This is a genomic window from Thermogemmatispora aurantia (assembly GCF_008974285.1).
GTDB classification, from domain to species: Bacteria; Chloroflexota; Ktedonobacteria; order Ktedonobacterales; family Ktedonobacteraceae; genus Thermogemmatispora; species Thermogemmatispora aurantia.
The window spans coordinates 565,046-589,809 of the sequence record NZ_BKZV01000001.1; the positions used below are offsets into that span (position 1 = coordinate 565,046).

The following is a 24,764-nucleotide window of genomic DNA, read 5'->3' on the forward strand; positions in this document are numbered from 1 at the left end:
ACGGGTCACGATGGCCGTTGAGTATGACAGTAAGGAGTGATTTTTCTAGCAAAAGCAGAAAAAGTGATGGATAGTGACGCATTGATCGGGCAGCGGCTCGGTGCCTATCTGATTCAGCGCAAGCTCGGCGAAGGAGCAATGGCGCGGGTCTATAAGGCCTACCATTCACGGCTGCGGCGCGATGTGGCCATCAAGATCATTCGCCCAGAGGTAGCGGCGCGCCCTGGCTTCGCCGCCCGCTTTGAGCGGGAGGCCCAACTGATCGCAAGCCTGGAGCACCCTCACATTGTGGCCGTCTACGACTTCGGCGAAGCAGACCTTGGCAGGCTTGGGACCATCCCTTACCTGGTCATGCAATACGTTGGCGGTGGTACCTTGCGCGACCTCCTGCGCAATCGTCGCCCGCTTGACCAGAAGCTGGCTATACGCTATGCCCGAGACTTGGCCCGCGCTTTGCATCTGGCTCACGAACGCGGGATCGTCCATCGTGACGTGAAACCCCAGAACATGCTCTTGAGCAGCGGTCCGCAGCGCGAGATTCTGCTCTCCGACTTCGGAATCGCTAAATTGCTCGATCGGCACGCTAGCCCGGCGGCCCAAAGAGACAGGCCGCCACTACCCGATGAGAGCGAGGAAGAAGGCGAGCCGACCCAGCCAGAGCTGGAGCATCTGCAACTCACCAGCGCTGGCGAGCTAATTGGCACGGCGGCCTATATGGCCCCAGAACAGATCAAGCGGCTCCCAGTCGATGCGCGCACGGACATTTATGCTCTGGGAGTGGTCCTTTTTCAGATGCTGACAGGGCATCCCCCTTTCGAGGCCGACAGCGCCGTCGGGCTGCTCTATCAGCATGTCTATCGCGCAGCACCCGACGCCCGTACCATCAATCCGGCGGTCTCGGAGCAGCTGGCGCGCATGACCGCTCGTGCCCTGGCCAAGACTCCCGATGAACGTTTTCAGTCAGCAGCAGAACTGGCTCAGGCCCTGGACCTTCTGCTGTCGCGAGAGAGCGAGGCCATCTATCCCTCACCGCGAGACCAGGACTCAGGCCGGATGCTTGCTCAGCCAAGCAGAGCCAGTGTCCTTGAGCTTGCAGCAGCTCAGGAGGACAGCTCATCAGCTCCAGCCCTGATCACCACAGCCCCGAGCCACACAGAGACACCGCCTGCTGCGACCTCTGCTCTCACCTCAGTGCTCAGACCTGGTAGGGCCAGTACTAGGGCCAGTACGGGCACTGGCACCCACTCCCAGACACTGCCCGCTTCTCTTAGAAGACAAATCTGGGAACGCCGCTGGCTTTCCTTTGCCCTCGGCGGGCTGGTTCTTCTCCTCCTCATCGCCACTACGCTCATGCAAGGCCCGCTGAGCAGCTGGCTGAGGTTCCTGAACACATCTGGCCCCACATCCGAGGCCGTAGCCCGGCCTTTTACGGATACGTTCCAGAACAATCAACAGCGCTGGACCGAGAGTGCTCCTGCGCTCAGTACAGCCATTGGCAACGGCCAGTACCTGATTACCATCGACCGGACGCCGCCAGCCACCTACTATTTCCCTTACCCCCAGGCCGTAGGAAGCCTGCCAGCCAGTTTTACATTACAGGCTCAAATGCAGCGCCTGGCCGGCGAGGAGGAGAATTGGTACGGCATTGCTTTCCGCCTCCATCCCGAAGGAAACTATGTTTCCTGCTATGCCCTGGTGATCGACGGCGCTGGCCACTACGCTCTCTGGAAGTTCGATGCCCACGCAGTCCAGCCCGGCACTCCCTTAGTCCTGGTGAGTGGCACCTATCCCCCTCGCCCACATGCCCCTGACACCTTAGAAGTCAGCGTCCGGGGAGACACCTTCACAGCTCGCATCAACGCTGTTCCCCTGGACTTCAACGCCCCAACGCACAGCGTGAGCGACCGTGGCGGCTACAGCGGGGGGAAAGCCGGCCTCTTGTTGACCGGCCCCAACGCACGCTTTTCCATCACGCGCTTCAGCCTCACAGTTCCCTGACAAGGCAGAGAAGGGCAAGGCTAGCTCGCGGGGAGCAGTCCCTCTTCCACCCAAGGAGACCCCCCACACGCAGGTGGGCGAGCCTGGAGTGGAGACCTGGGACCTCTCCCGAAACGCCTAGAGAAGAGTCCTGAGAGCTGGGCAGGTAGGGCAGGTTGTGGTAGAGTACAAGGCGGTGCGTAGATGCAAGAGGAGGTTGCTTGCTTCTCATGAGAGAGCATATCATCAGGCAATTTCTGGACGAGCCACAGTACAGCCATCCCGACAAGGCCCGGGTGACCATCATTCCGGCGCCGCTTGAATACACCGTCTCATATATGCAAGGGACACGTCACGGTCCCCAGGCCATCCTTAATGCCTCTAGCCAGCTGGAACTCTATGACGAGGAGCTAGAGTGCAGCCCGCTTGAGGAGGTGGGCATCTACACCCGCCCGGCCCTGGACTACCGGGGATTGGACCATGCCAGCGCCCTGAAGCTGACAGGCCAGGCAGTGCGTGAGGTTCTAGAGCGGGGCCAGTTCCCTCTGCTGATCGGCGGCGAGCACTCGCTTTCTCTGGAACCGATTGCCGTGGTACGCGAGTTTTTCCCCGACCTGACAGTTATTCATATTGATGCCCACGGTGATCTCCGCGCTGAATACGAGGGATCTCCCCTCTCACATGCCTGCATCGCCAGACGCGTGTTAGAGCTGGGTATCCCGGTACTGGAAATCGGCATTCGCAGCATCAGCGCCGAAGAGATGGACTTTCTCCGTAGTGGAGCCGATGCAGCCATTGTCTGGGCGCGCGACTTTGCTCGTGGGCAGGCACACATCCCCTGGGAGCGACTAAGCGAGCACACCTATGTAACCTTCGATCTGGATGCCCTCGATCCTGCTGAGATGCCCGCTGTAGGTACCCCAGAGCCAGGCGGACTGAGCTGGTATCAGGCGCTGGAACTGCTGCGCGAGATCTACCGGCATACCACCGTAGTAGCCCAGGATGTGGTCGAGCTTTGTCCCATCCCCGGCCAGATCCGCGCGGATTTTCTGGCCGCACGTCTGATCTATAAGATGATCGGCTACCGGTTTTCTGCTCAGCTACCCGCGTAGATCCCCAGGCAGCATCTACTAACAGACAAGAACCAGCAAGGCTAAGAGCATGGGAGGAGAGATGAACAGCGAGAACAGTGAGCAGGGTTTTGGTCTCCCAACCAGGGAAGAGGCGAGGAGAGCAGCCAGTGCCTCCCCAGGGCAGAGGTGCTATCTTGATAAGCACCGTTCAGAGGGGTACCGCTGCTGGTGCAGGCAGACAGGGTCGTGGCCGGGGAGTAAGCTTGTCTTTGTGCTCCTGCTCGCGTTACTGGCCCTGCTAACAGCCTGCGAATCCGACACGAGCCAGCCCGTAGCAGGCCAGGCTCACTTACGCCAGCTTGATAACGGCGCCATTATCTACGATAGTAGTGCCGAGACCGTCTTGCTGCGAACTTTCCGCGGTGGGGGCCATCAGGGCACACTCGATCTCAGTCCCCAGCTGAGCATCTACGGCGATGGTAGCTATATTCTCGGCCCCGGCCTGCAGATGCGTGAGGGGCATCTTAGCCAGGAGCAACTCAGCCAACTGCTCCATACGTTGGTTAACAGCTACGGGCTGCTAAGCTTCCAGCGTCAGCAGTTCTACGAGATACCCGATCAGGATGCGGTCTTGCTCCAATTCAACGTGAACAACCAGCATTACCAGTTTCTCTACAGTATCTTTGGGCAGCGTCAGGAGAGCCAGCAGGATCTCGACGAGTACCAGCGCCTGGGCGAGGCACTCACGACGATCAATGAAGCGGTGAGCCAGGGATCGACAACAGCCTATGACACCACGCGCAAAGCGCTGCTGGTTCGCCAGGACTTCAGTCCCAATCTGCGTCAGCCGATCCCCACCTGGGACGTACCCGACTTTACTCTGCACCAGCTCGCCCAGTTCGAATGCGGTCCGGTGCCCCAGGACATCACCGGACCGAACGCCGACTCCGGCTGTCTGACCTTCACGACGCCCCAGCGAGCCTTGCTTCTCACGCCCGAGCAGAGCCGCACCATCGGCAATTTGCTACACGGAAAGCTGAGCGGGGAATTTTACGAGCCAGCAACAGGGTTATACTATACAGTAATGCTCCGCGCACTCCTGCCGGATGAGCTGAACCAGGGGGTGCTGGCCATGTATGGTAGCCAGGACCTGACCTACAGTGGGGTGCCGCTGCAGCAGGGACCGCTTCCGGCCACGGCCTCTTCCACAGGCTCCCATGCCTAGAGAGCAGCATAGCCACAGAGCGGCCACCCCGCTCGGCCCAGGTCCGGTCAGGGAAGTCAGCCCGCGTGTCGCCGGCCATCGATGTCGTCCACAGGCAGTCGATCAGCGAGGGAGGACAGACAGGTCATGGCGTAGTGTGGTATACTGAGTCACAGAGAGCAAGGTCCCTCCACAACACCACTAACGTAGCGTGTAACGCACGCCAACCATGAAGCAGGTACGTTTGCCGATGTAAGGTTGCACCAGGACAGGCAGCCTACGCTTCAAGCCACGCTCAAAGAGACGAGCACGTAGGAATCCTCCTTTCCTGGCTGCACCGTCTACCTCGTGATTACTCTACCCCTCAATGGGACGAGCAGAAAGGACATATGACCAGAGAATTCGAAAACAGGCGAAGAGATACTTTTCGCTTTTCCGCTCGCAACCAGTCGTCAGCCAACGGCAGATATAACCCGGAGCGGTCTGCCCGCCCGAAGCGCCCTCGTTTGAACCGTGAGATTGTCGACCGGGCCTGGCAGATGGGTGCCCGCCTGCACCATCCAGATTATCAGCCGCGTGCGGACCTTTATGGGCCTTCTTACTTCCAGTCGACCAGCACCCCGCCCTATCGGTCCAGCAATTCCTGGACGCCGCCGCCGCAGAACCGCTCACCTCAAGGCCAGCAGAATCGACGATCCCAGGGTCGCATGGCCGGGACTGGGAATATGGGACGTGGTGGTCCCGGCCCTCGTGGTCAGCAGGGACCACGCTCGTACGAGCGAGAGCCGGGAGGGCCTTCCTTCTCTAACGGCAACAGCCGCTGGCAGTCAGGCAAACCCCACCGGGAGCAATATCGTCTGCGGGGCGCACCTCCTCCCCAGCGCAGGCCGCATGGCTCGCCCTATGGAACAGATATCGAGCCATTTAAAGGTGGCGGCAAGCACAACGGTGTCTATGAATACGACGCCCCCTATTCAGGCCCTGGACACCGCCATCCGCCTGCTTCTGTGAACGGCTTTCGTTCTTCATCTGGCAACACACGCGCCGCTCGCGAGCGCGGGAAGGCCGAAAAAGAGAAAGAGAAGAAGAACCATAGCAAACCGCGCGATAAAGCCTTCTGGGAGGAGGTTTCGCAAGAAACCGATCACCTGCTCGGGCATCTCTCGCTCAATGGCCATCAGCCAGCATCATCGGCTGAGGGGTATTCCACCTTCTCTCAATCAGTAGCGCCCGACCTTCCTGGCTCCTCTCAGACCGATGATCATCCGACAGGGCCAGAGACGCCAGACTGCACCAGCGCGCCACAACAGCAAGAGGAGTAGCTCACTCTTCTGTCCCGGCCTTTGATGAGCAGAGAGCATCTCGCCCAGGCTCAAAGCGCAGCCCAGTCTCGTGGCACTGGCACCGTCCATCTTGCTCTACCTGCCCGCCGGCAGGTTGGACCGCCAGCCTAGCCTGCAGCGGCCCTGCGTCAACCACCAGAGATCGGTGCGCTCGCTCGCACTCGACAGGTTGGTCGCCTCACACTCAGGCGGTCTGTATGTTACAGGCTCAGCAGGAGCTTCGTCTCCGCTTACAAGCGGCCCTGACCTGACCTGACGTGGGGGTCCAAATTCCCGATGCCAGCCAATGGCTGCCAGACAGACGCCCCAACAGCGGAGCGCCGCCGTTATCTGGTCGCAGCGGGCGCGACAGGCGCGACAAGCGCGACAAGCGAGCGAGAACGGTTTGACGGCCATGAGGGAGACAGCAGCGAGGGCCATGAGTGACAAAGGCACCCGCGCCCGAGCAGGATCGTGGATAAGGCATGCTATAATCTGAAGGGAGGTACACACAGGGGCGTGGTTTCTTCCCGCCCCTGTGTGTATGTTGAGATACTCGTCACATCCCTGTGATGGAAGACAGTAGGCAAGCTGGCAGGAACTTGTTCTTTCGCGTATTCTCGCTAAACTGAGGAGCATCACAGGAGGAAGGAACCGCATGCATACAGGCTCTCCTCTCTTACCCTGCATCCTCCAGCCAGGGACCTGGCCCGCCTCTTGCTCTGGCTGAAACGGGGGAAGACGAGAGGCCGCCTGATCCTGACCCGCCCGGCGCAATACTCTGTTCGCACTGTCTCAGGTCTCAGGGCCAGCTTGGCCCGCACTTGAACGTCAGGGCTAGCCCTAGCTTGTCAGATGCGGCAACGGAGGCCATGCAGGGTCTCCGTTCGCCTGTCGAAAGTGATGAGCCCCTCCCTTCACAGGAAGGGTTCTATCTTGCTGTCGCTCGCCAAGACCAGGAAGAAAGGAGGACGGCGTTTCCCCCGGCTGAAGTGCGCAGCAAAGTACAGCCGTGCGTAGCGCAGCCAGGTCTAAGCCAGCCAGCCCGGGGCCTCCACGCCGCACATCATATGAACGATACAGCCACCTTAAGCCGCCTTTTTGCGGGTATCCAGGCTGATCTTGACGAAGTAGATAAAGTATTCCAGGAGCGTGCCAGATCTGGTCTCCCGATTCTGAATTCGGCTTCTATGCACGCTCTCTCCTCACCAGGCAAACGCTTGAGAACGGCACTCACGCTGCTCTCGGGGAAACTGAAGGTCTATCGCTTCGAGAAGCTGTTGCCCCTAAGCGTCGCCTTCGAAATGGTTCACCTGGCGACGCTTATTCATGATGACATTGTCGATGGAGCCCACACCCGACGTGGTCAGCCGACAGTCAATGCTCTCTGGGGCGATCACATCGCGATTTTACTTGGCGACTACTATTTTGCCAAAACTGCTGGTTTGATCGCTGATATCGAAGATAATCGTATTAATCATCTTTTTTCCGATACAGTCGCCACTGTCTGCGAAGGCACCATCATGGAGATGCTCAGCGCTCGTCGCCTGGATCTCACCGTCCAGGGCTACTACGAGAAGATCAGCCATAAAACAGCCTGTCTGATCGCGGCTTGTTGCAAAGGTGGCGCGATCCTCAGCGAGGCCTCGGACGAAGAGATTCAGCATTTACACGAGTACGGAATTAATCTGGGTATTGCTTTCCAGATTATTGACGACGTGCTGGATTACACCGAAGATCAGACCACAATCGGCAAGCCCGCGGGGAACGATCTGCGCCAGGGTCTGGTGACGCTTCCGCTCATCTATGCTCTGCAGAGCCAGCCCCACAATGGTCATCATCAACAGGTCCAGCTTCTGCTTTCAGGCGAGGGAGGGAGCGAGGAGCAGATCCGTGAAATCGTCGAGTGGGTCGCCCGTGGCAGCGGAATTGAACGCTCGTTCGAAGATGCCTATCGCTATGCGGCACGGGCGCGTAAAGCTCTGTATCACTTTCCTCCTTCATCGGACCGCGACGTCCTCGATGAACTGATTGACTTCGTTGTCCTGCGCAAGCGCTGAGGCTGACTGCACCCTGAGAGAGGGAAGACAGACCAGGTTTGCTTTGCTCCCACGCTGACCGACCTGGGCTTGAGCTAGCATCCTCAAGCTAAAGCGGAGCTGGAGCCATCCATCGGCCTCGGCGGTGCGCCAGGACGGATTGTCACATCATGCACCTCCTGGCCACCTCCAGGCATGGAACCAGGCAACAGAACAGAACAGGCTACGCCAGTCCGGTCAGCTTCCTTTACACGTCCTCCTGTTCTGCTAGCTAGCCTGAGAGAACTCCCTTAGAGAAAAGCCTTGGGAAGCGCGTCAGCCCGCGATGTAGGGGACTTTACGGAAGAAGAGCAGATCGCCAACGAAAGGCCTGTTGACTCTCTCTTCTCCTTCTCTCTCCTTCCAGCCAACCAGAGCAACTCCTTGCCATCGTCGCTGTTGGAGCGCGAAGCGCGAGCGGGCTGAAACAATGAGTCCACATGCATCCTCTACCCACGAGAGGAAGCTGAGTGATCAGCTCCTCCTTAGAACAGCCCGCGCGCGAAGATGACCACGGCAATCAGCGCTACCAGAATGCCAGCCACCCACAGGGCCGCATTGAGTGTGTCGTTGCTCTCACGCATTGGAGGCAGGTCCTCGGGTCGCGGCAAGAGCAGACGCTGCTCTTCTTCTTCCAGCACCGCCCCCAGCATCAACGGCAAGGCTTGAGCCACACTATCAGGCACCGGCGACGGAGAGGCAGGCGCTTGAGTAGAGGTCGAGGCAAGCGTCGAAGCCGGGCGTGGTGAGAGTGGAATCGATTGCTCGGGCCATTGTTCGACAACAGAGCCAGCTTCTCCAATCGCCGAGCGCAGCGCTAATAGATCGTGGCGGAGCTCGGCGGGACTCTGATAGCGCTGACTTGCAATAGGACGCAAGCCTTTCGATAGAATAGCCTCGAACTCTGAGCTGACCAAAGGATTGAGCCGCTGAGCTGGCGCGATGCTACCACTCATCGCCGTTGGAGGACTACCCGTCACCAAATGATAGGCCGTTGCCAGTAACGAGTAGAGATCGGTGCGACTATCCACTGCCCCGCGCATGAATTCTGGAGGCAGATAAGGAGAGAGACGAGAGCGATCCAGCCCGGAAATAAACTGGGTAGCGCCTCCGGCCAGCACAATCGAAAAGTTCGTCAGCAGGTACTGAGAGCCAGAACGCGCCACAACGATATGCTCAGGGCGGATCAGGCCATGCACCAGTGGGGGCGTTTGCTGAGCCATCGTCTCCAGAACATCCACAATCTGCAAGCAACATTCAACCACTTCCTGCTCTGGCAACGCACGCCCGCTGCGGCGCAGACGCGCTAACAGGCTCTCGCCCTCGACCATCTCGAAGACAAAAAAGCTACGCCCTTGATCACTGAAGGCATCTAACAGGGCTGGCACCCGAGGATGTCGTCCAATGGACGAGAGCGTCATTGTGGCCGTACGCAACATCGACTGCACAGCAGCAGAGGAGCTTTCGGGAATGACCAGCTCACAAATAATCACCTGCGCCCCGGCTCGCTGGGCATCCTGACCACTCCACGTAGCCTCGAAGACGCCATTGAGCCATTCCTGACGCTCCAGCAGTTCCTGAAGACGATAGCGCCCCCCCCTGAGCATCGTCCCCGGCATCAAGGGCCGCAGCGTGCCTCCTAAGATTCCACTGCTACTGGGATTAGTGGCCGAAGACGGCATCGAAGCCGGAAAAGGAGTTGCGGTGGTCGCTGCCGGCGTCGGCGTCGAAGGAAAAGTCGGAGGCACCGGTGTTTCGCGCGCTAAAGGATCAGTCACTAGACGACTAACCCGGAGCGGACTCTGCGAGCGCGAGAGATCTTGTGGCAGAGCGCCGCTCGTGCGACTGGGACGAGTGGGAACCTGAGCCCGCGAGGGCACGCCTGGGCGCGAAGGCGAAGGAAGGGAAGAGTCGCCCGCAGCTTCCCTGCGCAGAGACGGCGAAGATCCCAGCGGGGAACGCTGCTGATTGGGAGAAGCCAGGTTTCTGTTTGCTGCCGCATCGGAGCCTGCTATTCCTGGCTGCGAGAGAGGTCTGCTCACCTGCGAGCCGGCAGGGCCAGGTCCAGTGCGGCGAGTTGCCGAGTCCAGGGAACCAGTTCCCAGGCTCGAACCGATACCAGCGCCGAAGGAGCTGGAGAGAGGGCCCGAAGTTCCAAAAGGTGAGCGCGCACCTGTACCCGTCGTCGACGACCCCGTACGCATTCCACCCCCGGCCCCCGGGCTGTTGAGCGCCCCACTCCGCATAGACGAAGGCCCTGGAGGGAAGCCAGATAGCGGGCCTGAACGTTGCTGCTGGAGATCGGCAGCACTAGAAGACTTCTGCTGTTGGACAGGGGAAGATGTCGACCACCCTGACGCCGATGCCCCCCCAGATAGGCCCGGCAGGCGGATGACCAGGCCACAGCGGGTGCAGGGGCCTTTGCTTGCATCCCACTCGTTGCCACAACGAGGACATATCATGGACTCTTCCTCCTCATTTCTAATCCCAGAACGGGCTTGAGAGGTGCGCCCAGCTTGCTTGCTCGCTTGCTCTTCTCATCTCCGCTCCTAATCCCTGAACGGGAGTCTCTTCAAGAGAGCGCCAGTGCAGCAGAATTCTTCCCTGACACAACCAGAAATAACGCGCTTAACACCGGCGCCCCTTGCTACCCCACCCTCTCCGAGAAGAAGAGAGCTGGAAAGCCAGGCAGGCAACCGCGCAACTGCACCTAGCAGTCCCTCTTTCTCAAGAGAGCGCGCGCAGAGGAAGGACACCTTTCGCGAAATAACATGAAATAAAAAGCAAACTTTCTTTGCATTAGACCCCACACAAAATTCGTGCAGGGTACACTTGTCGAGAGTATAGAGGAGGGGATTTACGGCTGTCAATGCCGCTACCCGTTTGTGCTATCGGGCCGCACGCTTCGCTCAGCGCGCCTTGCGCCCGATCGGTGCCACTGCAGTGAAGAAGCTCTCCAGAGCCTTCGCCAGCTCATAGAGCTGGGTGGCCTCATAGACCGTCACCTCGTGGCCAGGATGAGCCACCTGATAGAGCAGCTGCACCGCAGGTAGCTTGAGCGACTGGGCCGCCTCGCTTGCCAGCGACCCAATCAAGGAAGCACGCATGGCATCAACGCTGGCGTTGACCTCTTCAAGCCGCTCAATATCAATAAAGCTGGTTTTCTGCTGTTGCTTCTGACGCTGATCCTGCTCTCTTTGACTCGCTTGCACCCCCTGGCCCCGGCCTGCCTGAGCTGCCTCCCACTCCTTGCGCGCCTGCTTACCAGCCGAGCAGTAGCAAAACTGGGGGTGAGCCGAATCCGAATTCTGCAGGCCGGTATCATCGCAGATTGGGCAAATAGGCATGGCTGCCCTCCTTTGCTCTCAGCCTTTGCACAAACTACACGGCGCTTGCAACAACTATACCACACCAGAGAGCGAGGCGGCACCTCCTTTTCTTTTGACCAGGACTTTCAGGAGGAGGGCGCCAGTTGGGGACGTGCCTGCAGGCAAACAGGCTACCGCCAGGGGAGAGAGGGACAAATTGAAGAGCAGCCGCCAGGATCTGAAAAGAAGCAGCGGCAGGCAGGCTGACTGGCCAGCAGTAAACCAGCCAGCCTGCCTGCCTATCTGCCTGTCGATCTGGTCAGACCTGCAGCCCCGCGATTGCCTCGGCCAGGAGATCGACCTGCTCCAGTTCAGGTATGGTAGCCCATAGCATTAACTCGTCAGCACCTGCCTCGGAGAAAGTCTGCACGGTCTGGCGAATAGCCTCCGGCGTGGTAGGGATCATCTGCGCCATTTGATGGGCGCGAGGGCCAGCAAAGGCATAGTAATGGCTGAGGTAGGCGTCAGCTTTTTCAACCGCCCGCTCGCCCAAACCGTAGTATACCGAGCCGACGAGGCGTGGCCTGCCAGGTCTACCCGCCTCCTGCCAAACCTGTCTGGCCAGCTGGAAGAATTGGGCAGCTTGGTCAGGCGCGCTGCCACCGGCAATAAAGCCATCGCCCCAGCTGGCCAGGCGCCGGATCGCCGCCGGCGAATAGCCACCGAGCAGGACCTCGGGTCCTCCGGGGCGGAACGGCCTGGGGCCAATGGGGCCTACCGCTGCGCTCAGTGGCTCGCCGGACCAGATGCGCTTCATGAGAGCAAGTTGCTCATCGAAGATCTTGCCGCGACGGTGGAACGGTACCCCTGCTGCGAGAAAATCGTCTTCACGGGCGCCGATGCCAAGCCCTAGCGTCAGACGCCCACGCGAAAAGGCATCCAGGGTCGCTGCTTCTTTGGCCAGCATAGCTGTATTGCGCAGCGGCGCAAGAAGGACAGTCGTCATCAGGCGAATGCGCGAAGTGACCGCCGCCACGGCGCCCAGCGTGATCATCGGCTCTAGATTGGGATAGACCAGCCGGTCAATCAGGCCCAGGGAGACAAACGGTCCCTGCTCGGCACGTTGCGCCCACTCTAGCACGAGGCCAGGATCAACCCCCGGGATCGAGGCCGGCAGTCCAATGCCAATCTTCATAGTTCTCTCCTTCCAGAAACTCAGTTTGCCGACCCACTTTGTCACTGGTACTGTACTTCTGTAAGTGTGACACACAGAACCAATCGTTTGCAAGCTCACCGACGCAGGTGATAAGCTAAGCTGTAGGCCGGAGTCTGCTATGGTAAAAACAGCCTCTGGCCGCTGCTGAACCTGGCAAGGAGTAACGTGAAGTCTATGCCCCTCATACGCCGTGCCACCAGTGCCGATATCGCCACCTTGACGGCGCTCCGCCTGGCCCTGCTACGAGAGACGGGCAAGGTCGTTGACGAGCAGCAGGAGCGACTGCTCCGCGAGCTGACAGACTCTTATCTTCGCCGGGCGCTGCCACGGGAGGAATTTTTAGCCTGGGTCGCTGAGGTCGACGAGCAGCGGACAATCGCGGCTACTGGTGGCCTGGTCTTTTTACATCGCCCCCCCTCGCCCGAGAATGAGGCCGGCCTGGAGGGCTATGTCCTTAATATGTATACGCTGCCAGCCTGGCGGGGCCAGGGCCTGGCAAGAGCTATTCTACGCCAGATCGTGGCCTACACCCGCCAGCAGACCCCTGCGCGCCGTCTCTGGTTGCGCGCGACTGCCGCCGGTCGCCCGCTTTACGCCAGCGAAGGCTTTGTTCCAACAACGCGCGAGATGGAATTGCTCTGGTAACTAAGATGCAACGTTATCGTCTCCTGGCTATCGATCTCGATGGGACACTGCTGACTCCCTTCCCAGAGAAACAGGTGACGGCGCGAGCGCGCCAAGCCCTGGAGGCCGCCCGCGCCGCCGGTATGGCCATTACGATTACAACCGGACAGATGCTGGCCGTGCTGCGCCATGTCTGCGCCGGCCTGCCGCTGAGCGGCCCTCAGATTCTGGAAAATGGAGCGCTGATCATCGATATCGTCAGCGGTTCGGTTCTTTCTGAACGCTTTCTGCCCAAGGAGTATATTTTACCTGTCCTAGAGGCTGCTCGCTCTCTGGGCCTCTATCGTGCCTATCATACACCAGAAGGCGTCTACGTCGATCGCCATACGCCGCGGGCCCGCGATTGGTATCGCCCTCCGCTGCCACCGGCGATCGAGGTCGAGGATGTGACCACGCTCTACCCCCGCCCCTGTATCAAGATCGCCGCCGTAGGCTCGCCAGAGACACTGCCAGCCAAGCGCCAGCAGCTCCAGGAGCAGTTTGGCAAGGCGTTACATGTGACGCAGTCGACACGCGATTTGCTAGAGTTGTTGCATCCCGAGGCCAGTAAAGGGCAAGCGCTGCGCCAGGTTGCTCACTTGCTGGGAGTAGCTCCAGCCGAAATTGTGGCCATCGGCGATCACTATAATGATGTGGAGATGCTGCGCTTCGCCGGTCTGAGCATCGCTATGGGCAACGCTCCCCCCGAAGTACAGGCGGTTGCTGACTATGTAACCAGCGATAACGCCCACGATGGAGTGGCGCAGGCTCTGGAACGCCTGGTCTTGCCAACGCTCGAATGACCTGTCTCAGATAGAGCGACAAAAGGAGCGACAGCGGATTATAAAATCACAGATCCTGCTGATAGCAGCATATGAACTATCAGCAGGATCTGTGATTTTGGGAATAGACCAATCTATCGAGAAAGCTCAGGCATTAGAGGTAGCGGGCACTTTCTCCGTAATCTCTAGCTCGATCTCGATCTTGACCTGGTCGTCGACAATCACTCCACCGCTCTCAATAGCCCGGTTCCAGGTCAGGCCAAAGTCCTTACGGCTGATGGTGGTCGAGGCCAGGATGCCGGCACGACGCAGCCCGAAGGCATCGACGATCGGGCCGTTGAATTCTCCAGTGAAGGTCACGGGACGGGTGACACCGTGCATGGTTAGATCGCCTGTGACACGGTATTGGTTGCCACCCAGCGGCTCGATCCTGGTGCTGACAAAGGTAATGGTCGGATACTTCTCGACGTCAAAGAAATCTGCGCTGCGCAGGTGCTGGTCACGATCCGCCTGACCGGTGTCGATGCTGGCAGCCTCTGCCTGAGCTGTAATCTTCGAATTCGCAGGATTCTGCTCGTCGTATTCGACCTCGCCGCTAAAAACTTTGAATGATCCGCGTACTGTGCTGACCATCATGTGCCGCACAGCAAAAGCGACACGCGAATGGGCAGGATCAATCTGCCAGGTCACTTCTCACTTTCCTCCTTCAGTGCTTCCGTAATATCCTTGCTAAGATAAAGTATGGTACTTTACTTATGTAAGTATGATAGCACCGGTAACCCAGAGCTGTCAAGGGAGGCTTCTTTCCCGTGAACATTTTGCTTTGCCGCCATTACTGCTATACTACGGCAGAGATAGCCCGTGAGGGGGAAGCGGTACCGACGCCAGCGCCGCGCCAGGGCTTCTGCGCCCTCTCTCTCGCTGGCTTGTGACCTGCCTGCTGATGCTTTTTTGGGAAGAGGGGTTCTATGCAACAGGATCATGTTATTACGCTTTTGATCTCTTGCCTCGATCGGCCAGGTATCGTGGCAGCTGTCTCGCAGTTCATCTTTGAGCACCAGGGTAACATCGTCGAATCGGATCAATACGCAACGGCTCGCCAAAACGGTACGTTCTTTATGCGTATCAGCTTTTCGGAAGAGGGTTTCCAGTTAAACGAGCGAGAGCTGGTCGAAGCTTTTCAGCCAATCGCTGCGCGCTTTGGCATGCAGTGGAGCGTCCATTATTCGCGCAACCGCAAACGGGCGGCTATTCTGGTGTCACGTCTGGATCACTGTCTGGTCGATCTGCTCTGGCGATGGCGCAATGGAGAGCTGGTGATTGATATCCCCTGTATCATCAGCAATCATCCCGATCTGGAGCCACTGGCACGCATGTACCAGCTCCCCTACCATCATTTTCCAATTCGGACAGAGAGTCGTGCCGCTGATCAGCAGCGCATGCTAGAGTTCCTGGAAGGCAAGGTTGATTTTCTGATTCTGGCGCGCTACATGCAGATCCTGGAGCCGTTCTTCGTGCAAGCCTATCCTCAGCGCATTATCAATATTCATCACAGTTTCCTGCCAGCATTCACAGGAGCCCGGCCTTATGAGCGAGCTTTCGAGCGAGGGGTAAAGATCATCGGGGCGACCGCTCACTATGTGACGGAGGAGCTGGACGAGGGGCCAATTATCGCTCAGGATGTGATCCACTGCAACCATCGCGATAGTATCGAGGACCTGATCCGCAAGGGGCGTGATGTAGAGCGACGAGTGCTGGCCGAGGCCGTGCGTTTGCACAGCGAGGATCGTGTGCTCGTGTATAAGAATCGCACGATCGTTTTCTAGCCAGAATGCTGCACCTGTGCGATAATTTCCTGAGAGGAGGCTGTCATCCGCTACGCCGGGCTTCCTTTGAGGGAAGGAAGGCAGCTGCGGGCAGAAGCCGTGAACCACGAGCATGGAGGCCGCCAGCCTGGCCCTTCTTCAGCCCCTGAAGGGAGTGAGAGGGTCCGATCTGCCAATTCGGTTTGTCTGGTCAACCGAGGGGCACTAGTTGTCAAGCGATTGAGGCAGGAGGCTGGCTAGCACTCCTCAAACAAAAGAGTAGAGAGAGCAAGAGAAAGTGGAGAGCGTCATGGATGAGCCATTGTCCTCTTCCGCCTCATGCGTGCAGCCAGCGCTGACTGCCGTGGCGAAGCTGACGGCGCGTGAGATGCTCCCGAGCTTCGCGCTTCCAGACCCCGCTGGGGTCCTGCGGGGTCCCCATGACTACAAGCAGCGAGATCACCTCTTGCTGCTGATCGTACGCAGTGTCGAGCTGCCGAGCACACGTCTCTTCTTGAAGCAGTTCGCAGAGGCAGAGCCAGTACTGCGCGAGGAGCATTGCAGCCTCCTGGCTATCAGCCCGGACCATCTGGCGCGGAATGCAGAGGCCCAGGCCAGTCTGCAGCTCCCCTTCCCACTGCTCGCTGATCCCACGGGGGAGGTCATTGCCCGCCTGACGCAGTGGGAGGCCACTCAGCGCACGCTCAATCCCAGCCTGCTGTTGGCTGATCGTTACGGCGAACTCTATCAGCAGTGGGTCAGCGCAGACGAGCAGGCGCTCCCGCCGCTCAGCGAGCTGCTGTCGTGCTTGCGCTATCTAAACCGCCTGTGCTGTCCCTAGCCAGCGGCGGATCGGGAAGGTTGAGTGAGCCAGCAATGTATACGAGCGCTTGGGGCCGGGCTGCAGTCCTGCTCTTCCTCCTGGGAGCCACTGGTGGAAGTGCACTTGATGCCTTCTACGTCCACCAGGGGGTAAAGCGCTACAGCACAGCTGTGGTCGCCGGCCTCACGCTCTTCGGTTTGCCCTGGTGGGTGCCGCTGCTCACCGGCAGTGCCGCCGTCGCTATTGGTCTTTCTCATCCCCTGCTAGATCCTCTCCTGGCTCATTCGAGGACCGTGCGCCGTCTCTCAACGAGCATCGCCGCTCTCGGCTGGCTGTGTCTAGCCCACCTGTTGGGAGCTATACCACTCGCTCCCCTCGCCCGCTGTGGCCTCTTGGGTCTGCTCTACCTCGATTTCTGGCTGCTAGCCGGGCGAAGCTGGCAAAACCTGATCTTCTCCGCCGTGGTGGCGATTACGGGGACGCTGATCGAGATGATCTTGGTGAATGCTGGGATCTTCTCTTTTCCGCAGAACGCCGAGCTACTCGGCGTGCCCGCCTGGCTCCCCTGGCTCTACGCCTGTGCCTCGCTCGCGCTGGGAGACCTGGGACGGGCTCTCATTTCACTCCAGAGAGGGGGATGACCTTGACAGATCACCATTCTTCAGCCGCCTGGAAATTGGAGACGCAGCTGGTACAGGACGGCAGGCAGCGCTGGAGCGAAGGGCCTGCTCATGTATCAATCGTGCAGCCCATCTATGCGAGCACGACCTATTTGCACGGCAATATGGAGCGTCTAGACCAGGCTTTCAAGAGTCCAGCCCCGGGAGAGAAGCGCTCTTTTGTCTATGCACGTCAGGGAAACCCGAATGCGACGCAGCTGGAGGAAGTGCTGACACGCGCTGAAGGAGGCGTCGGGGCAGTGGCTTTCGGTTCGGGAATGGCGGCGATTCATGCAGCCCTGCTGGCCGCGGGTGCGGCACCAGGTGCGAAGATCCTGGCCGCTCAGGATCTCTATGGCCAGACGATCGCTCTCCTGCGTCAGGTCTTTGCTCCCCAGGGTGTGGAGATCGTGCTCTGCGATCTGTGCTGTGCCTCTGCAGCGGAGCGCATCCGCAGCGAGCAGCCCGATATTGTCTTTGTCGAGACGATTTCGAATCCTCTGGTGAAGGTCACCGATCTCGATGCTATCAGCTCCGCCGCCCGCGAGGTGGGAGCCGTAACTTTGGTCGATAGCACCTTTACGACCCCCTGCCTGCTCCGCCCGATCGAGCACGGCTTTGATCTGGTGATCCATAGCGCGACGAAGTATCTCGGTGGACACGGCGATAGCACCGGCGGCCTGGTCGTGAGCGCCCGCGAGAGCCTGCTGCAGTCGCTGCGCTCCTACGCTTCCTTGCTGGGCGCGATGCTGAGTCCCTTTGAGTCGTACTTGATCTTGCGCGGCGTGAAGACCCTGGCGCTGCGCATGGAACGCCACTGTGAGAATGCGCTGCGCATCGCTCATTTCTTGCGCGATCATCCAGCAGTGGCTCGCGTCCACTACCCAGGCTTGCCCGAGCATCCGCAACACGAGCAGGCTCGACGCTTGCTTGCTCCCGGACGCTTCGGCGGTTTGCTCTCGTTCGAGCTGAAACAACAGACCCGCGCCGCCGCTTTTCGCTTCATGGACAGCCTGCAGCTTTGTGCTCCGGCTACCTCCCTCGGAGATGTCCACACACTGGTGAGTTATCCGCCTATCTCTTCCCATCGTGATCTCTCTTGTGCTGAATTACAACAGGCCGGCATCACCGAGGGCTGTGTGCGCCTTTCAGTGGGGATCGAAGACGCCGAGGATATTATGCACGATCTGGATCAGGCTCTGCAGCAGGCGACAGCTTGAGAGTCACAGCGAGTGTGGAGGAGACCGGGAGAGCACCGCGTGCTGGGGTGGGGTAGCCCCCGTCTCCTTCCACTTGCCTTAGCTAGCGCTTGCCAAAGTAGCCGCCGCGCCGCTGCGGTGGCGGGGGGGTGAAGCGCTCGCTCTGGGCGGCAGCAGCCCTCCCTTTCAGAATGACCTCATGGGCCCAGAGGAGATCTTTGGCCAGGACTGCCGTGCGATTGTCCTCCAATGCATGCAGGGCGGCAGTCAGACAGACTTCGCGCAGGTGACTGCCAGGCTGTCCTAGGAGCTGCGAGGCTACGGGCGCATGTTCCTCCTCACGGTAGCCAGCTCTTAGCAGGTGCTGAAGGAAGCGCACAGCCAGCTTCTCATCCTGGACTAGCCCCAGCTCGATGAGCGCATCGATGCGCCCGGGACGATCACGAATGCGTGGATCAATTTGCTCCGGGTTATTGCTTGTCGCCAGCAGCAAGGTACCGGCAGGATTATCAGGCGTTGCCACCCCATCGAGCGTATTGAGTATGATTTGCTGCTCTTTAGGATCAGAGACGAACAATTCGAAGTCTTCCACCAGTATCAGCGTCGGTAAGCGGCTGTCAGCCGCGGTCTGTAAAGCGATCGACAGCATGTTCCAGGCGCTGCCCCCGTCGCTATTGTGGGCCGAAGGCATGACATAAAGCACACGTCCACCGCGGCGAGCATGATAGGCCCCTTCGGCTTTGAGGAGCGTGGTTTTCCCCGTCCCGGGGGGGCCGACTAGCAGGACTTTGCGGAGACGGGGCACTCGCAGGGCGGCATAGCGCCGCAGGATGGTGGGATCAAAGATGCGTCGCTGGGCTTCCACGAGTGCACGGGTCCCCTCCGGCAAGATCACATCATTCCATGAGGCCTGCCGAATTACCGTGATGAGATCTCTCGGGTTCGTCGCTACCCCCACGATCTCAATGCTCCCACGCCCATGTTGATGGAGGTGCTGCTTGTACGTCTCCACAAGAAGATCGAGAAAAGCCAGCCACTCATCCTGACGCCCCTGGGGCAAGGCAACGAAAGCAATATTGTCGTTGTACTCTGTCACATAATAGACAGAGAGGGCCGTCCAGCCGCTGGCAAACTGGTAGAGCTTCCAGCCGTAGAGAGAAGCTGGCTGCGTTCCCCGGTCGCCAAGCCCGGCGCGACGTGTCAGGTCGGACTTGAACAGGCAATCAGCCCTATCCGAGACGGTGAGACCCCAGGCGAGGTCAGGGGCCGGCAGCGGACGCCAGCTGCTGAGTTGACCAAAGCGCGGACGCTTGCGCCTTTGACCAGCCGCCACGAGACGGTCAAGTAGCAGCGGGTGATGTTCATAATGATCAAGATAAGATAGAGATACAAAAGGAGAATGAAAGATTAAAATTGGACCGGTCAGGTGTAGCTGATGCCAGAGCTTTTCTAGCCCCAGCACAGCAATCTCCTTACTTTTCAGCTCTCGGCGCCAGCTCAGGGCTGGCTCATCCGACGGTCGATGATCCTGCGACCCTGACAAAGACTCCCCTGAGTGCAATAACTCTTGCTCTTTCATCGCATCCTCTGCCATACGCGTGCACTTCTTTCAGCTCAGTCAAGGGCAAGTATAGTGTTCCTCTAGTGGGACATCGCTCACTGAGCGCGGATCTCCTTACAGGGGAAAGTTCCGAAAGAAGTGGAGGATTTCGGCAATCGACGCGGAAGGATCAAGCAGGGCCGGCCCGCTGCAGCCTCTGCCAGCCGCCCGCAGGATTTGGCCAAGCGAGCTTTCCAATCACTCCTGCTGGCTAGCCAGGACATCAGGAGAGGAGAGCGCCACCCTGACCTGGGCAAAGCGAAGTGCAAGCGGGCCACGGTCACAATGATGCAGACACCGTTTAAAGTGAACAGCAGCTTACTTCGTATGACGTACGTAGCGTCCGCCCGGCACCAGATCCTCCTCTTCGGCACCAGTAGAGGCCATGACAGGCAGGCGCCCAGCCCTGGGATTGACGGTCAAGTCGTTGACAACCTGACGGACGCCCGGCACGGCGCGCGCGATCTCGGCAGCGACGCGCTTCTGCTCTTCCGTGCGCACAGCTCCACTGAGCCGCACGACGCCCAGCCGCGGGTAAACCCCGATGGGGAGGCCCCGCGTGCGCGGATCGCGCCCCAAAGCCAGCGCGACTTCGCTGGCGAGCGTATCGTCGGCTATCAAATTGTTCCTGATCTCCAGCAGGCCCGGCACCCCCATGACCTGGCGCTCGACCAGGTCGGCACGCAGGGTACTGGAGATGTTGCCATCCAGATACAGGACGCCGTCCAGGACGCGCGCCGAGATCCCTTGCAGGTCAACGTGCAGCGGATAGAGGTCAAACAGGACAGCCTCGACCTCACGCTGCAGGTCGCGATCGGGCCGATAAGGCGGCAGCCCTTTAAGAGCCTCTGCAGAGAGATTGAGGCGCACCACTCCATTGGCCAGCTCAGCAATCCTGTCAACGCGGAAGAGGGTATCCTGGCCGCCAGGTAGATTATGGGCCACCACATAAGCAATCTCGCCACTGCCGGGCTGGACAGCCAGCAAGAGCAGGGAACCACGTTGACCAGCAGTCGGTGCCTCGACAAGACTGCGCCCCGAGAGACGCACCCCGCCCGGCGAAGCGACTGCCTCTTGCTCCAGGGTAGCCAGACTGCTGGTCAGCCTCACGCCATCGCTAGAAGCCTCGCTGACTCGACCGAAGGAGAGATAGAAGCGCTTCTTGACGAAGAGGCCTCGACTGACCCCTACATGGGTAACGCTGCGCCGGGCTGGCTCAACAACAACTTCATCAAGTACGCCATATTCTCCATCGGAGCAAAAGACTTTGCTGCCGAAGCGAAATTTGAGTAGTTCAGAGATAAGTTCGCTTTTCATCATCGCATTCCTCGCGTACCTTCCCAACGCTGGCAGCATGCATCATAAGAAACTGGCGAGCTGCCAGCCTTCGCCACAAGAGAGTGTAGCATGAGCTGACATAACCAGGCAAGGCGCCTGGACGACGGCAGACTTTCTGGTAATATGAAAGAGCCGAAGGCTACCAGCCGCGCCCTCGGGTAAGAAGCTCATTCCAGTGAGGTAAGAGAGTGATGAGCGCACAACACGAGTGCTATATCGAGCAGTTTCCCCACAGCCTGCCACATCGTGACCAGGCGGAGCTCCGCCCCTGTGGGCACTACGCCTGTCCACCCCATACCATCACCTACTATGGCACAGGTGAGGATGAGGAGCTGGTCGGCGACTACTGCATGGTCTGCTACAGCCGCCGATTCCCGCACCTCTGTCCCGACCCGCTATTGCGCCGGGCAGTGCTGAGCGAGAGCTAAGACTCCGCTCCCCAAGCCGGGCAGTGACCCGCTCAGATCAGCACCCGCGCTCCCGAGCCCGCGGCAGTGACTGGACCAAAGATCGTAGCTGCGGCCTCGGGGGCATAGCGCTCGACGATGCTTTCAGTGATGGCATTGGCCCGGCAGATCTCCCCGAACATGCTGGCGCTGGGACGTGGACGCCGCTCTTGGGTTCGTGGGTTCAGCTCGACCAGACCAAAGTGGGCACCCCAGCCCTCATTCCATTCGAAGTTATCAACCAGCGTCCAGTGAAAATAGCCACGCACTGGCAGCCCTTCACGAATAGCACGATGGAGCATGGCCAGATGCTCCAAAATGGCCCGCGGACGGAGACGATCCTCGACATCATTGAGGCCATGCTCGGTAACATACAGCGGCTTATTGCCTCGTGTGCTGCGATAAACCGAATGGAGTACGCGATAGAGACCCTCGGGATAGACTTCGCCGAAGTAGCCACCACGCCCAGGGTCCTGCATCGGTGCTCCTGGACGCGGAAAGCGCCGGCCAAAAAGTTCACCCGGTCGCCGCGGGTCAAAAGCGACAAGATCGCGAGTATAGTAGTTGATGCCGTGATAGTCGCGCGCACCCGCCGCTCGCGGCACTGCCGACAGGGCGAACCTTAGCGGGAGCGGCAAACGCTCACCCTCAGCCAGTTTCAGCGCCAGCCAGTTGAAGAAGGTCTCTTGCAGACCAGCTACTACTCGATCGAGAGGCGAATAGGAACAAGCAGCCTCTAAGAGACGATAATTAAGGCAATAGCCAATCTGTCCCTCGGGCTGCAATTCGCGAATAGCATAGAAAGCCTGCACATGGGCTGCCATTAGATTGCGCAAGACATGCAAAGCGCGGAGCGCACGCTGCTCACCAGGCGGGAACTCGCCAGTGAGATAGCCCAGAAAGGCGTAGACGTTCGGCTCGTTGATCGTCAACCAGAACGAGCAAAGGTCGCGCAAATGCTCTACGACAAAACGGACAAAGCGCACGAAATAGCGGATATTCTCCTCGCGGGCAAAGCCGTCGCGATCGGCGAACCAGAGCGGATCGGTAAAGTGGTGCAGCGTCACCAGGGGTGTCATATGACGCCGGCGCAGGTCACTCAGGAGAACACGATAGCGCTCCAGAGCGCTCTCGTCCCAGCGTCCTTCTTCCGGTTCGATGCGGCTCCACTCCAGGCTCAGGCGCAGAGCGTTGTTTTCCATCTGCTCGGCCAGCTCGAAATCGCGCTCAGCTTGTTGCCACCAGTTGGCGGCTACTGCACTGCGCTCGCCTGTCAGGGTACGCCCCTGCTGCTCCCAGCGATACCACTGGTTGTTGACATTGCCACCCTCACACTGATGAGCCGATGAGGCCGTGCCCCAGAGGAAGCCCTCGGGGAACTGCAGCTTGCGTTCTCTCGCCATTCTCTCTCCTTGGGTACGAGCTTGTGTGCGGGAGGCGCAGCGCAGCAGCGCGGCACCTGTGTCTATTCTAGCCCGCATCGCCAGCCAGAGCAAGGCCGGCCAGCTAAGGCGGGCAGATACGGCCAGCGCTCCAATCTGCCCGCCCCTGGAGAGACCGACGGCGGTGAGGATCAGCCGCTAACTGGGAAGGTAGATCGAGACACGGCCTGTCCCCTGACAATCAGGACAAACCTGCCGCTTGAGAGGGTCCAGGTAGCCGAAGCCCCCACACATGTTGCACACATCTTCTTCGCCGTTGCGCATACAACTCAGACGGTCATCCTGGTCGTACATATTGCCTCCTGTCCTGTCCTATCTAGCTAAGAGCACCGCAGTCAGTGAAGATTGTGACACCACCAGGATACCTTTCACTTTCCTTTCGGGTCATTCCTGGCAATGTTCCTGGACAAAGTGTAACAATGTCTCCATTAAATGGATAAGTTACTTTCTTCCTATTTTATGGGAATTTATGGCACATACCATTATTATAAAAATAATAACAATTGATTATTTACTTGTCGATTAGAATCGAATCAATGTCACTGTATTCTCTTTTCAAGGAGGAGAACGGTGCTAGAGCAATGGGAAGCACTGGTGACACATTTTTCAGGAGTCACCGATCGTCTGGGAAAAGGCATTGATGAGGAGATCTTCGAGACGGTTGTGACGCTCAATGCCGTAGGACTCCCGACCATCATGTCCTGCGGCGGCCACCTTGACGAGAGGCGTGGCTTGCTGCTTCCTTGGGTCGACATCGGTCCCCAGGATTCAGAATTTAAAGCGCTGGTTCAGGAAGAGCAAGAGCTGGTCCTCAAAGTGAGCCTGGCTCATCAGCATCTCTCAGCGCTGCGCGAGCAGGAGCATTGCGAGGAGAGTCTCCTGGCAGAGGTCCAAAGCCAGGTCTATGAACTGGCTCGCCGCATGCGTGAGGCCCAGCGGCAGCTGCTCATCTGGCAGATTCCTCTACGCACCAGGCTCGTCAGGTACCTCAATCAGTTTTACGAAGGGAGAATGGTTCCTTTTGACCGCCATTTGATTCTGGCGCCGGGTCTCTATACGCGTCTGCAGAGCCAGGGGGCCATTGACCTCTACCTTGAAGCCCCCCGTGAGCTTCAGCGCCAGAAGCTGGAGGAGTATCGCCAGGAGATGCACGAATTCACCGCTTTTCTGAAGCAGCTCTATTTCTCAGGCCAGATAGACCAGCATGGTCAGACCTGATCAGCTCGCCTCTCGCTACCTGCCAGACCACAGCGATACAGGAGCTAACAGAGAGAAGGAAGGGCCAGCATCAGGGGAAGATCCAGACAGTGTGGACCGGACCACAGGCGTGAACCGGGCAAGAAGCTGGTCCACGCCTGTGTCCACTCAGTCGATGGGAATAAAGCCGATCACGTCGTAGGGAATATTCAGGACTTTCTGCAGCGCCTTCAGGGTCTGGATGTCGCTGATGACACGGTTATAGAGTTCAATCTTGGCAATCGCATCGCGGCTCATACAGACGGCTTTCCCCAGCTGCTTCTGAGTCAGGTGCCGTCGGCGCCGATATTCTCTGAGCTGCTTCCCGGTGAACATGGTCGCCTCCCTACAGTGAAGCGTACAAAAAGTAGAGCCATTTTTATACTTAAAAATCCACAATTTGTACGCTTATCACTGTATATGACGAACGATGGTGCAGCGTATCAAACTCTCCTTCCCCAGAAAAAGAAAAAAAAGACCGTCCGCCAGTGGCAAGCTAAACTGGCGGACGGACCAGCAAAGGTAAGGTCTGTTGCGGGCCGGAGCAACCGGGCCAGGCCGGCATCGGCGAGGGGAGGAAAGAAAGCGCCCAG

Annotated in this window: 23 protein-coding genes; 14 read left to right on the plus strand and 9 right to left on the minus strand. The window is 59.0% G+C overall.

The annotated features are described in order from the left end of the window. The first annotated feature begins 66 nt into the window (after positions 1–66). From KTAU_RS02160 to KTAU_RS02180, 5 genes are all read left to right on the plus strand, one after another. Positions 67–1,998 carry a serine/threonine-protein kinase gene (locus tag KTAU_RS02160; RefSeq protein ID WP_151726816.1) on the plus strand — a complete coding sequence of 644 codons (1,932 nt, stop codon included), beginning with the start codon at positions 67–69 and terminating at the stop codon, positions 1,996–1,998. A 209-nt stretch (positions 1,999–2,207) separates the two neighbouring features. Next, a complete protein-coding gene (gene speB, locus KTAU_RS02165) occupies positions 2,208–3,089 on the plus strand; it encodes an agmatinase (RefSeq protein WP_151726817.1) in 882 nt (293 codons plus the stop codon). A gap of 232 nt (positions 3,090–3,321) precedes the next feature. After that, positions 3,322–4,275 (plus strand): hypothetical protein, encoded by a 954-nt coding sequence (locus KTAU_RS02170; RefSeq protein ID WP_151726818.1) that lies wholly within the window; start codon positions 3,322–3,324, stop codon positions 4,273–4,275. A 368-nt stretch (positions 4,276–4,643) separates the two neighbouring features. Beyond that, positions 4,644–5,576: a hypothetical protein gene (locus tag KTAU_RS02175; protein WP_151726819.1), complete on the plus strand. Its 933-nt coding sequence runs from the start codon at positions 4,644–4,646 to the stop codon at positions 5,574–5,576. 1,220 nt (positions 5,577–6,796) lie between these two features. Beyond that, positions 6,797–7,636 (plus strand): polyprenyl synthetase family protein, encoded by an 840-nt coding sequence (locus tag KTAU_RS02180; protein ID WP_265576094.1) that lies wholly within the window; start codon positions 6,797–6,799, stop codon positions 7,634–7,636. Positions 7,637–8,139: 503 nt separating this feature from the next. On the opposite strand, the gene KTAU_RS02185 is transcribed toward KTAU_RS02180, so the two are convergent. The 3 genes from KTAU_RS02185 to KTAU_RS02195 all read right to left on the minus strand — a co-directional run bounded on the left by KTAU_RS02185 (position 8,140) and on the right by KTAU_RS02195 (position 12,157). Continuing rightward, the gene (locus tag KTAU_RS02185) at positions 8,140–9,432 is read right to left on the minus strand and encodes a serine/threonine protein kinase (RefSeq protein WP_170292999.1); all 1,293 of its coding nucleotides are present in this window, start codon (positions 9,430–9,432) and stop codon (positions 8,140–8,142) included. 1,131 nt (positions 9,433–10,563) lie between these two features. Next, positions 10,564–11,001, minus strand: a complete 438-nt coding sequence (locus KTAU_RS02190) for a hypothetical protein (RefSeq protein ID WP_151726822.1) — start codon at positions 10,999–11,001, stop codon at positions 10,564–10,566. A gap of 280 nt (positions 11,002–11,281) precedes the next feature. Then, entirely contained in the window at positions 11,282–12,157 is an 876-nt protein-coding gene (locus tag KTAU_RS02195; RefSeq protein ID WP_151726823.1) for an LLM class flavin-dependent oxidoreductase, read from the minus strand. 195 nt (positions 12,158–12,352) lie between these two features. On the opposite strand from KTAU_RS02195, the gene KTAU_RS02200 reads away from it, so the two are divergent. Together KTAU_RS02200 and KTAU_RS02205 are read left to right on the plus strand one after the other, a co-directional pair. Beyond that, positions 12,353–12,823, plus strand: coding sequence for a GNAT family N-acetyltransferase (locus tag KTAU_RS02200; RefSeq protein WP_151726824.1), 471 nt, complete (start codon positions 12,353–12,355; stop codon positions 12,821–12,823). A gap of 5 nt (positions 12,824–12,828) precedes the next feature. Then, the gene (locus tag KTAU_RS02205; protein WP_151726825.1) at positions 12,829–13,644 is read left to right on the plus strand and encodes a Cof-type HAD-IIB family hydrolase; all 816 of its coding nucleotides are present in this window, start codon (positions 12,829–12,831) and stop codon (positions 13,642–13,644) included. Between the two features lie 126 nt (positions 13,645–13,770). On the opposite strand, the gene KTAU_RS02210 is transcribed toward KTAU_RS02205, so the two are convergent. After that, on the minus strand, positions 13,771–14,313 hold the full coding sequence (locus KTAU_RS02210; RefSeq protein ID WP_112428207.1) for a YceI family protein: 543 nt from the start codon (positions 14,311–14,313) through the stop codon (positions 13,771–13,773). Positions 14,314–14,432: 119 nt separating this feature from the next. Here KTAU_RS02210 and KTAU_RS22130 point away from each other — a divergent pair, with 119 nt between their 5' ends. The 5 genes from KTAU_RS22130 to KTAU_RS02230 all read left to right on the plus strand — a co-directional run bounded on the left by KTAU_RS22130 (position 14,433) and on the right by KTAU_RS02230 (position 18,130). Next, positions 14,433–14,555 carry a hypothetical protein gene (locus KTAU_RS22130; protein ID WP_265576095.1) on the plus strand — a complete coding sequence of 41 codons (123 nt, stop codon included), beginning with the start codon at positions 14,433–14,435 and terminating at the stop codon, positions 14,553–14,555. A 36-nt stretch (positions 14,556–14,591) separates the two neighbouring features. Beyond that, on the plus strand, positions 14,592–15,449 hold the full coding sequence (gene purU, locus KTAU_RS02215) for a formyltetrahydrofolate deformylase (RefSeq protein WP_151726826.1): 858 nt from the start codon (positions 14,592–14,594) through the stop codon (positions 15,447–15,449). A 289-nt stretch (positions 15,450–15,738) separates the two neighbouring features. Beyond that, positions 15,739–16,269 carry a peroxiredoxin family protein gene (locus KTAU_RS02220; protein ID WP_151726827.1) on the plus strand — a complete coding sequence of 177 codons (531 nt, stop codon included), beginning with the start codon at positions 15,739–15,741 and terminating at the stop codon, positions 16,267–16,269. A 35-nt stretch (positions 16,270–16,304) separates the two neighbouring features. Continuing rightward, positions 16,305–16,892 (plus strand): hypothetical protein, encoded by a 588-nt coding sequence (locus KTAU_RS02225; RefSeq protein ID WP_151726828.1) that lies wholly within the window; start codon positions 16,305–16,307, stop codon positions 16,890–16,892. Beyond that, positions 16,889–18,130, plus strand: a complete 1,242-nt coding sequence (locus KTAU_RS02230) for a trans-sulfuration enzyme family protein (protein WP_151726829.1) — start codon at positions 16,889–16,891, stop codon at positions 18,128–18,130. The genes KTAU_RS02225 and KTAU_RS02230 overlap by 4 nt, the downstream gene beginning before the upstream one ends. A gap of 82 nt (positions 18,131–18,212) precedes the next feature. Here KTAU_RS02230 and KTAU_RS02235 read toward each other — a convergent pair whose 3' ends face one another. Both KTAU_RS02235 and KTAU_RS02240 read right to left on the minus strand, forming a co-directional pair. Further along, positions 18,213–19,703 (minus strand): AAA family ATPase, encoded by a 1,491-nt coding sequence (locus KTAU_RS02235; RefSeq protein WP_151726830.1) that lies wholly within the window; start codon positions 19,701–19,703, stop codon positions 18,213–18,215. A gap of 324 nt (positions 19,704–20,027) precedes the next feature. After that, entirely contained in the window at positions 20,028–21,029 is a 1,002-nt protein-coding gene (locus KTAU_RS02240) for a BON domain-containing protein (RefSeq protein WP_170293000.1), read from the minus strand. A 209-nt stretch (positions 21,030–21,238) separates the two neighbouring features. Here KTAU_RS02240 and KTAU_RS02245 point away from each other — a divergent pair, with 209 nt between their 5' ends. Next, positions 21,239–21,475 carry a hypothetical protein gene (locus tag KTAU_RS02245; protein ID WP_151726832.1) on the plus strand — a complete coding sequence of 79 codons (237 nt, stop codon included), beginning with the start codon at positions 21,239–21,241 and terminating at the stop codon, positions 21,473–21,475. A gap of 32 nt (positions 21,476–21,507) precedes the next feature. Here KTAU_RS02245 and KTAU_RS02250 read toward each other — a convergent pair whose 3' ends face one another. Then, positions 21,508–22,896 (minus strand): glycoside hydrolase family 1 protein, encoded by a 1,389-nt coding sequence (locus tag KTAU_RS02250; RefSeq protein ID WP_151726833.1) that lies wholly within the window; start codon positions 22,894–22,896, stop codon positions 21,508–21,510. A 177-nt stretch (positions 22,897–23,073) separates the two neighbouring features. Next, positions 23,074–23,229: a hypothetical protein gene (locus tag KTAU_RS21420; protein ID WP_170293001.1), complete on the minus strand. Its 156-nt coding sequence runs from the start codon at positions 23,227–23,229 to the stop codon at positions 23,074–23,076. Between the two features lie 276 nt (positions 23,230–23,505). On the opposite strand from KTAU_RS21420, the gene KTAU_RS02255 reads away from it, so the two are divergent. Next, positions 23,506–24,153, plus strand: a complete 648-nt coding sequence (locus KTAU_RS02255) for a hypothetical protein (RefSeq protein WP_151726834.1) — start codon at positions 23,506–23,508, stop codon at positions 24,151–24,153. 147 nt (positions 24,154–24,300) lie between these two features. On the opposite strand, the gene KTAU_RS02260 is transcribed toward KTAU_RS02255, so the two are convergent. Continuing rightward, the gene (locus KTAU_RS02260; protein ID WP_151726835.1) at positions 24,301–24,507 is read right to left on the minus strand and encodes a helix-turn-helix transcriptional regulator; all 207 of its coding nucleotides are present in this window, start codon (positions 24,505–24,507) and stop codon (positions 24,301–24,303) included. Between the last annotated feature and the right edge of the window lie 257 nt (positions 24,508–24,764).

Coding starts and splice junctions, on each gene's coding strand:
- KTAU_RS02160 (WP_151726816.1), top strand. CDS start 67: ATGGATAGTGACGCATTGATCGGGCAGCGGCTCGGTGCCTATCTGATT.
- speB (WP_151726817.1), top strand. CDS start 2,208: ATGAGAGAGCATATCATCAGGCAATTTCTGGACGAGCCACAGTACAGC.
- KTAU_RS02175 (WP_151726819.1), top strand. CDS start 4,644: ATGACCAGAGAATTCGAAAACAGGCGAAGAGATACTTTTCGCTTTTCC.
- KTAU_RS02190 (WP_151726822.1), bottom strand. CDS start 11,001: ATGCCTATTTGCCCAATCTGCGATGATACCGGCCTGCAGAATTCGGAT.
- KTAU_RS02195 (WP_151726823.1), bottom strand. CDS start 12,157: ATGAAGATTGGCATTGGACTGCCGGCCTCGATCCCGGGGGTTGATCCT.
- KTAU_RS02200 (WP_151726824.1), top strand. CDS start 12,353: ATGCCCCTCATACGCCGTGCCACCAGTGCCGATATCGCCACCTTGACG.
- KTAU_RS02205 (WP_151726825.1), top strand. CDS start 12,829: ATGCAACGTTATCGTCTCCTGGCTATCGATCTCGATGGGACACTGCTG.
- purU (WP_151726826.1), top strand. CDS start 14,592: ATGCAACAGGATCATGTTATTACGCTTTTGATCTCTTGCCTCGATCGG.
- KTAU_RS02220 (WP_151726827.1), top strand. CDS start 15,739: ATGGATGAGCCATTGTCCTCTTCCGCCTCATGCGTGCAGCCAGCGCTG.
- KTAU_RS02225 (WP_151726828.1), top strand. CDS start 16,305: ATGTATACGAGCGCTTGGGGCCGGGCTGCAGTCCTGCTCTTCCTCCTG.
- KTAU_RS02230 (WP_151726829.1), top strand. CDS start 16,889: ATGACCTTGACAGATCACCATTCTTCAGCCGCCTGGAAATTGGAGACG.
- KTAU_RS02235 (WP_151726830.1), bottom strand. CDS start 19,703: ATGGCAGAGGATGCGATGAAAGAGCAAGAGTTATTGCACTCAGGGGAG.
- KTAU_RS02240 (WP_170293000.1), bottom strand. CDS start 21,029: ATGATGAAAAGCGAACTTATCTCTGAACTACTCAAATTTCGCTTCGGC.
- KTAU_RS02245 (WP_151726832.1), top strand. CDS start 21,239: ATGAGCGCACAACACGAGTGCTATATCGAGCAGTTTCCCCACAGCCTG.
- KTAU_RS02250 (WP_151726833.1), bottom strand. CDS start 22,896: ATGGCGAGAGAACGCAAGCTGCAGTTCCCCGAGGGCTTCCTCTGGGGC.
- KTAU_RS21420 (WP_170293001.1), bottom strand. CDS start 23,229: ATGTACGACCAGGATGACCGTCTGAGTTGTATGCGCAACGGCGAAGAA.
- KTAU_RS02260 (WP_151726835.1), bottom strand. CDS start 24,507: ATGTTCACCGGGAAGCAGCTCAGAGAATATCGGCGCCGACGGCACCTG.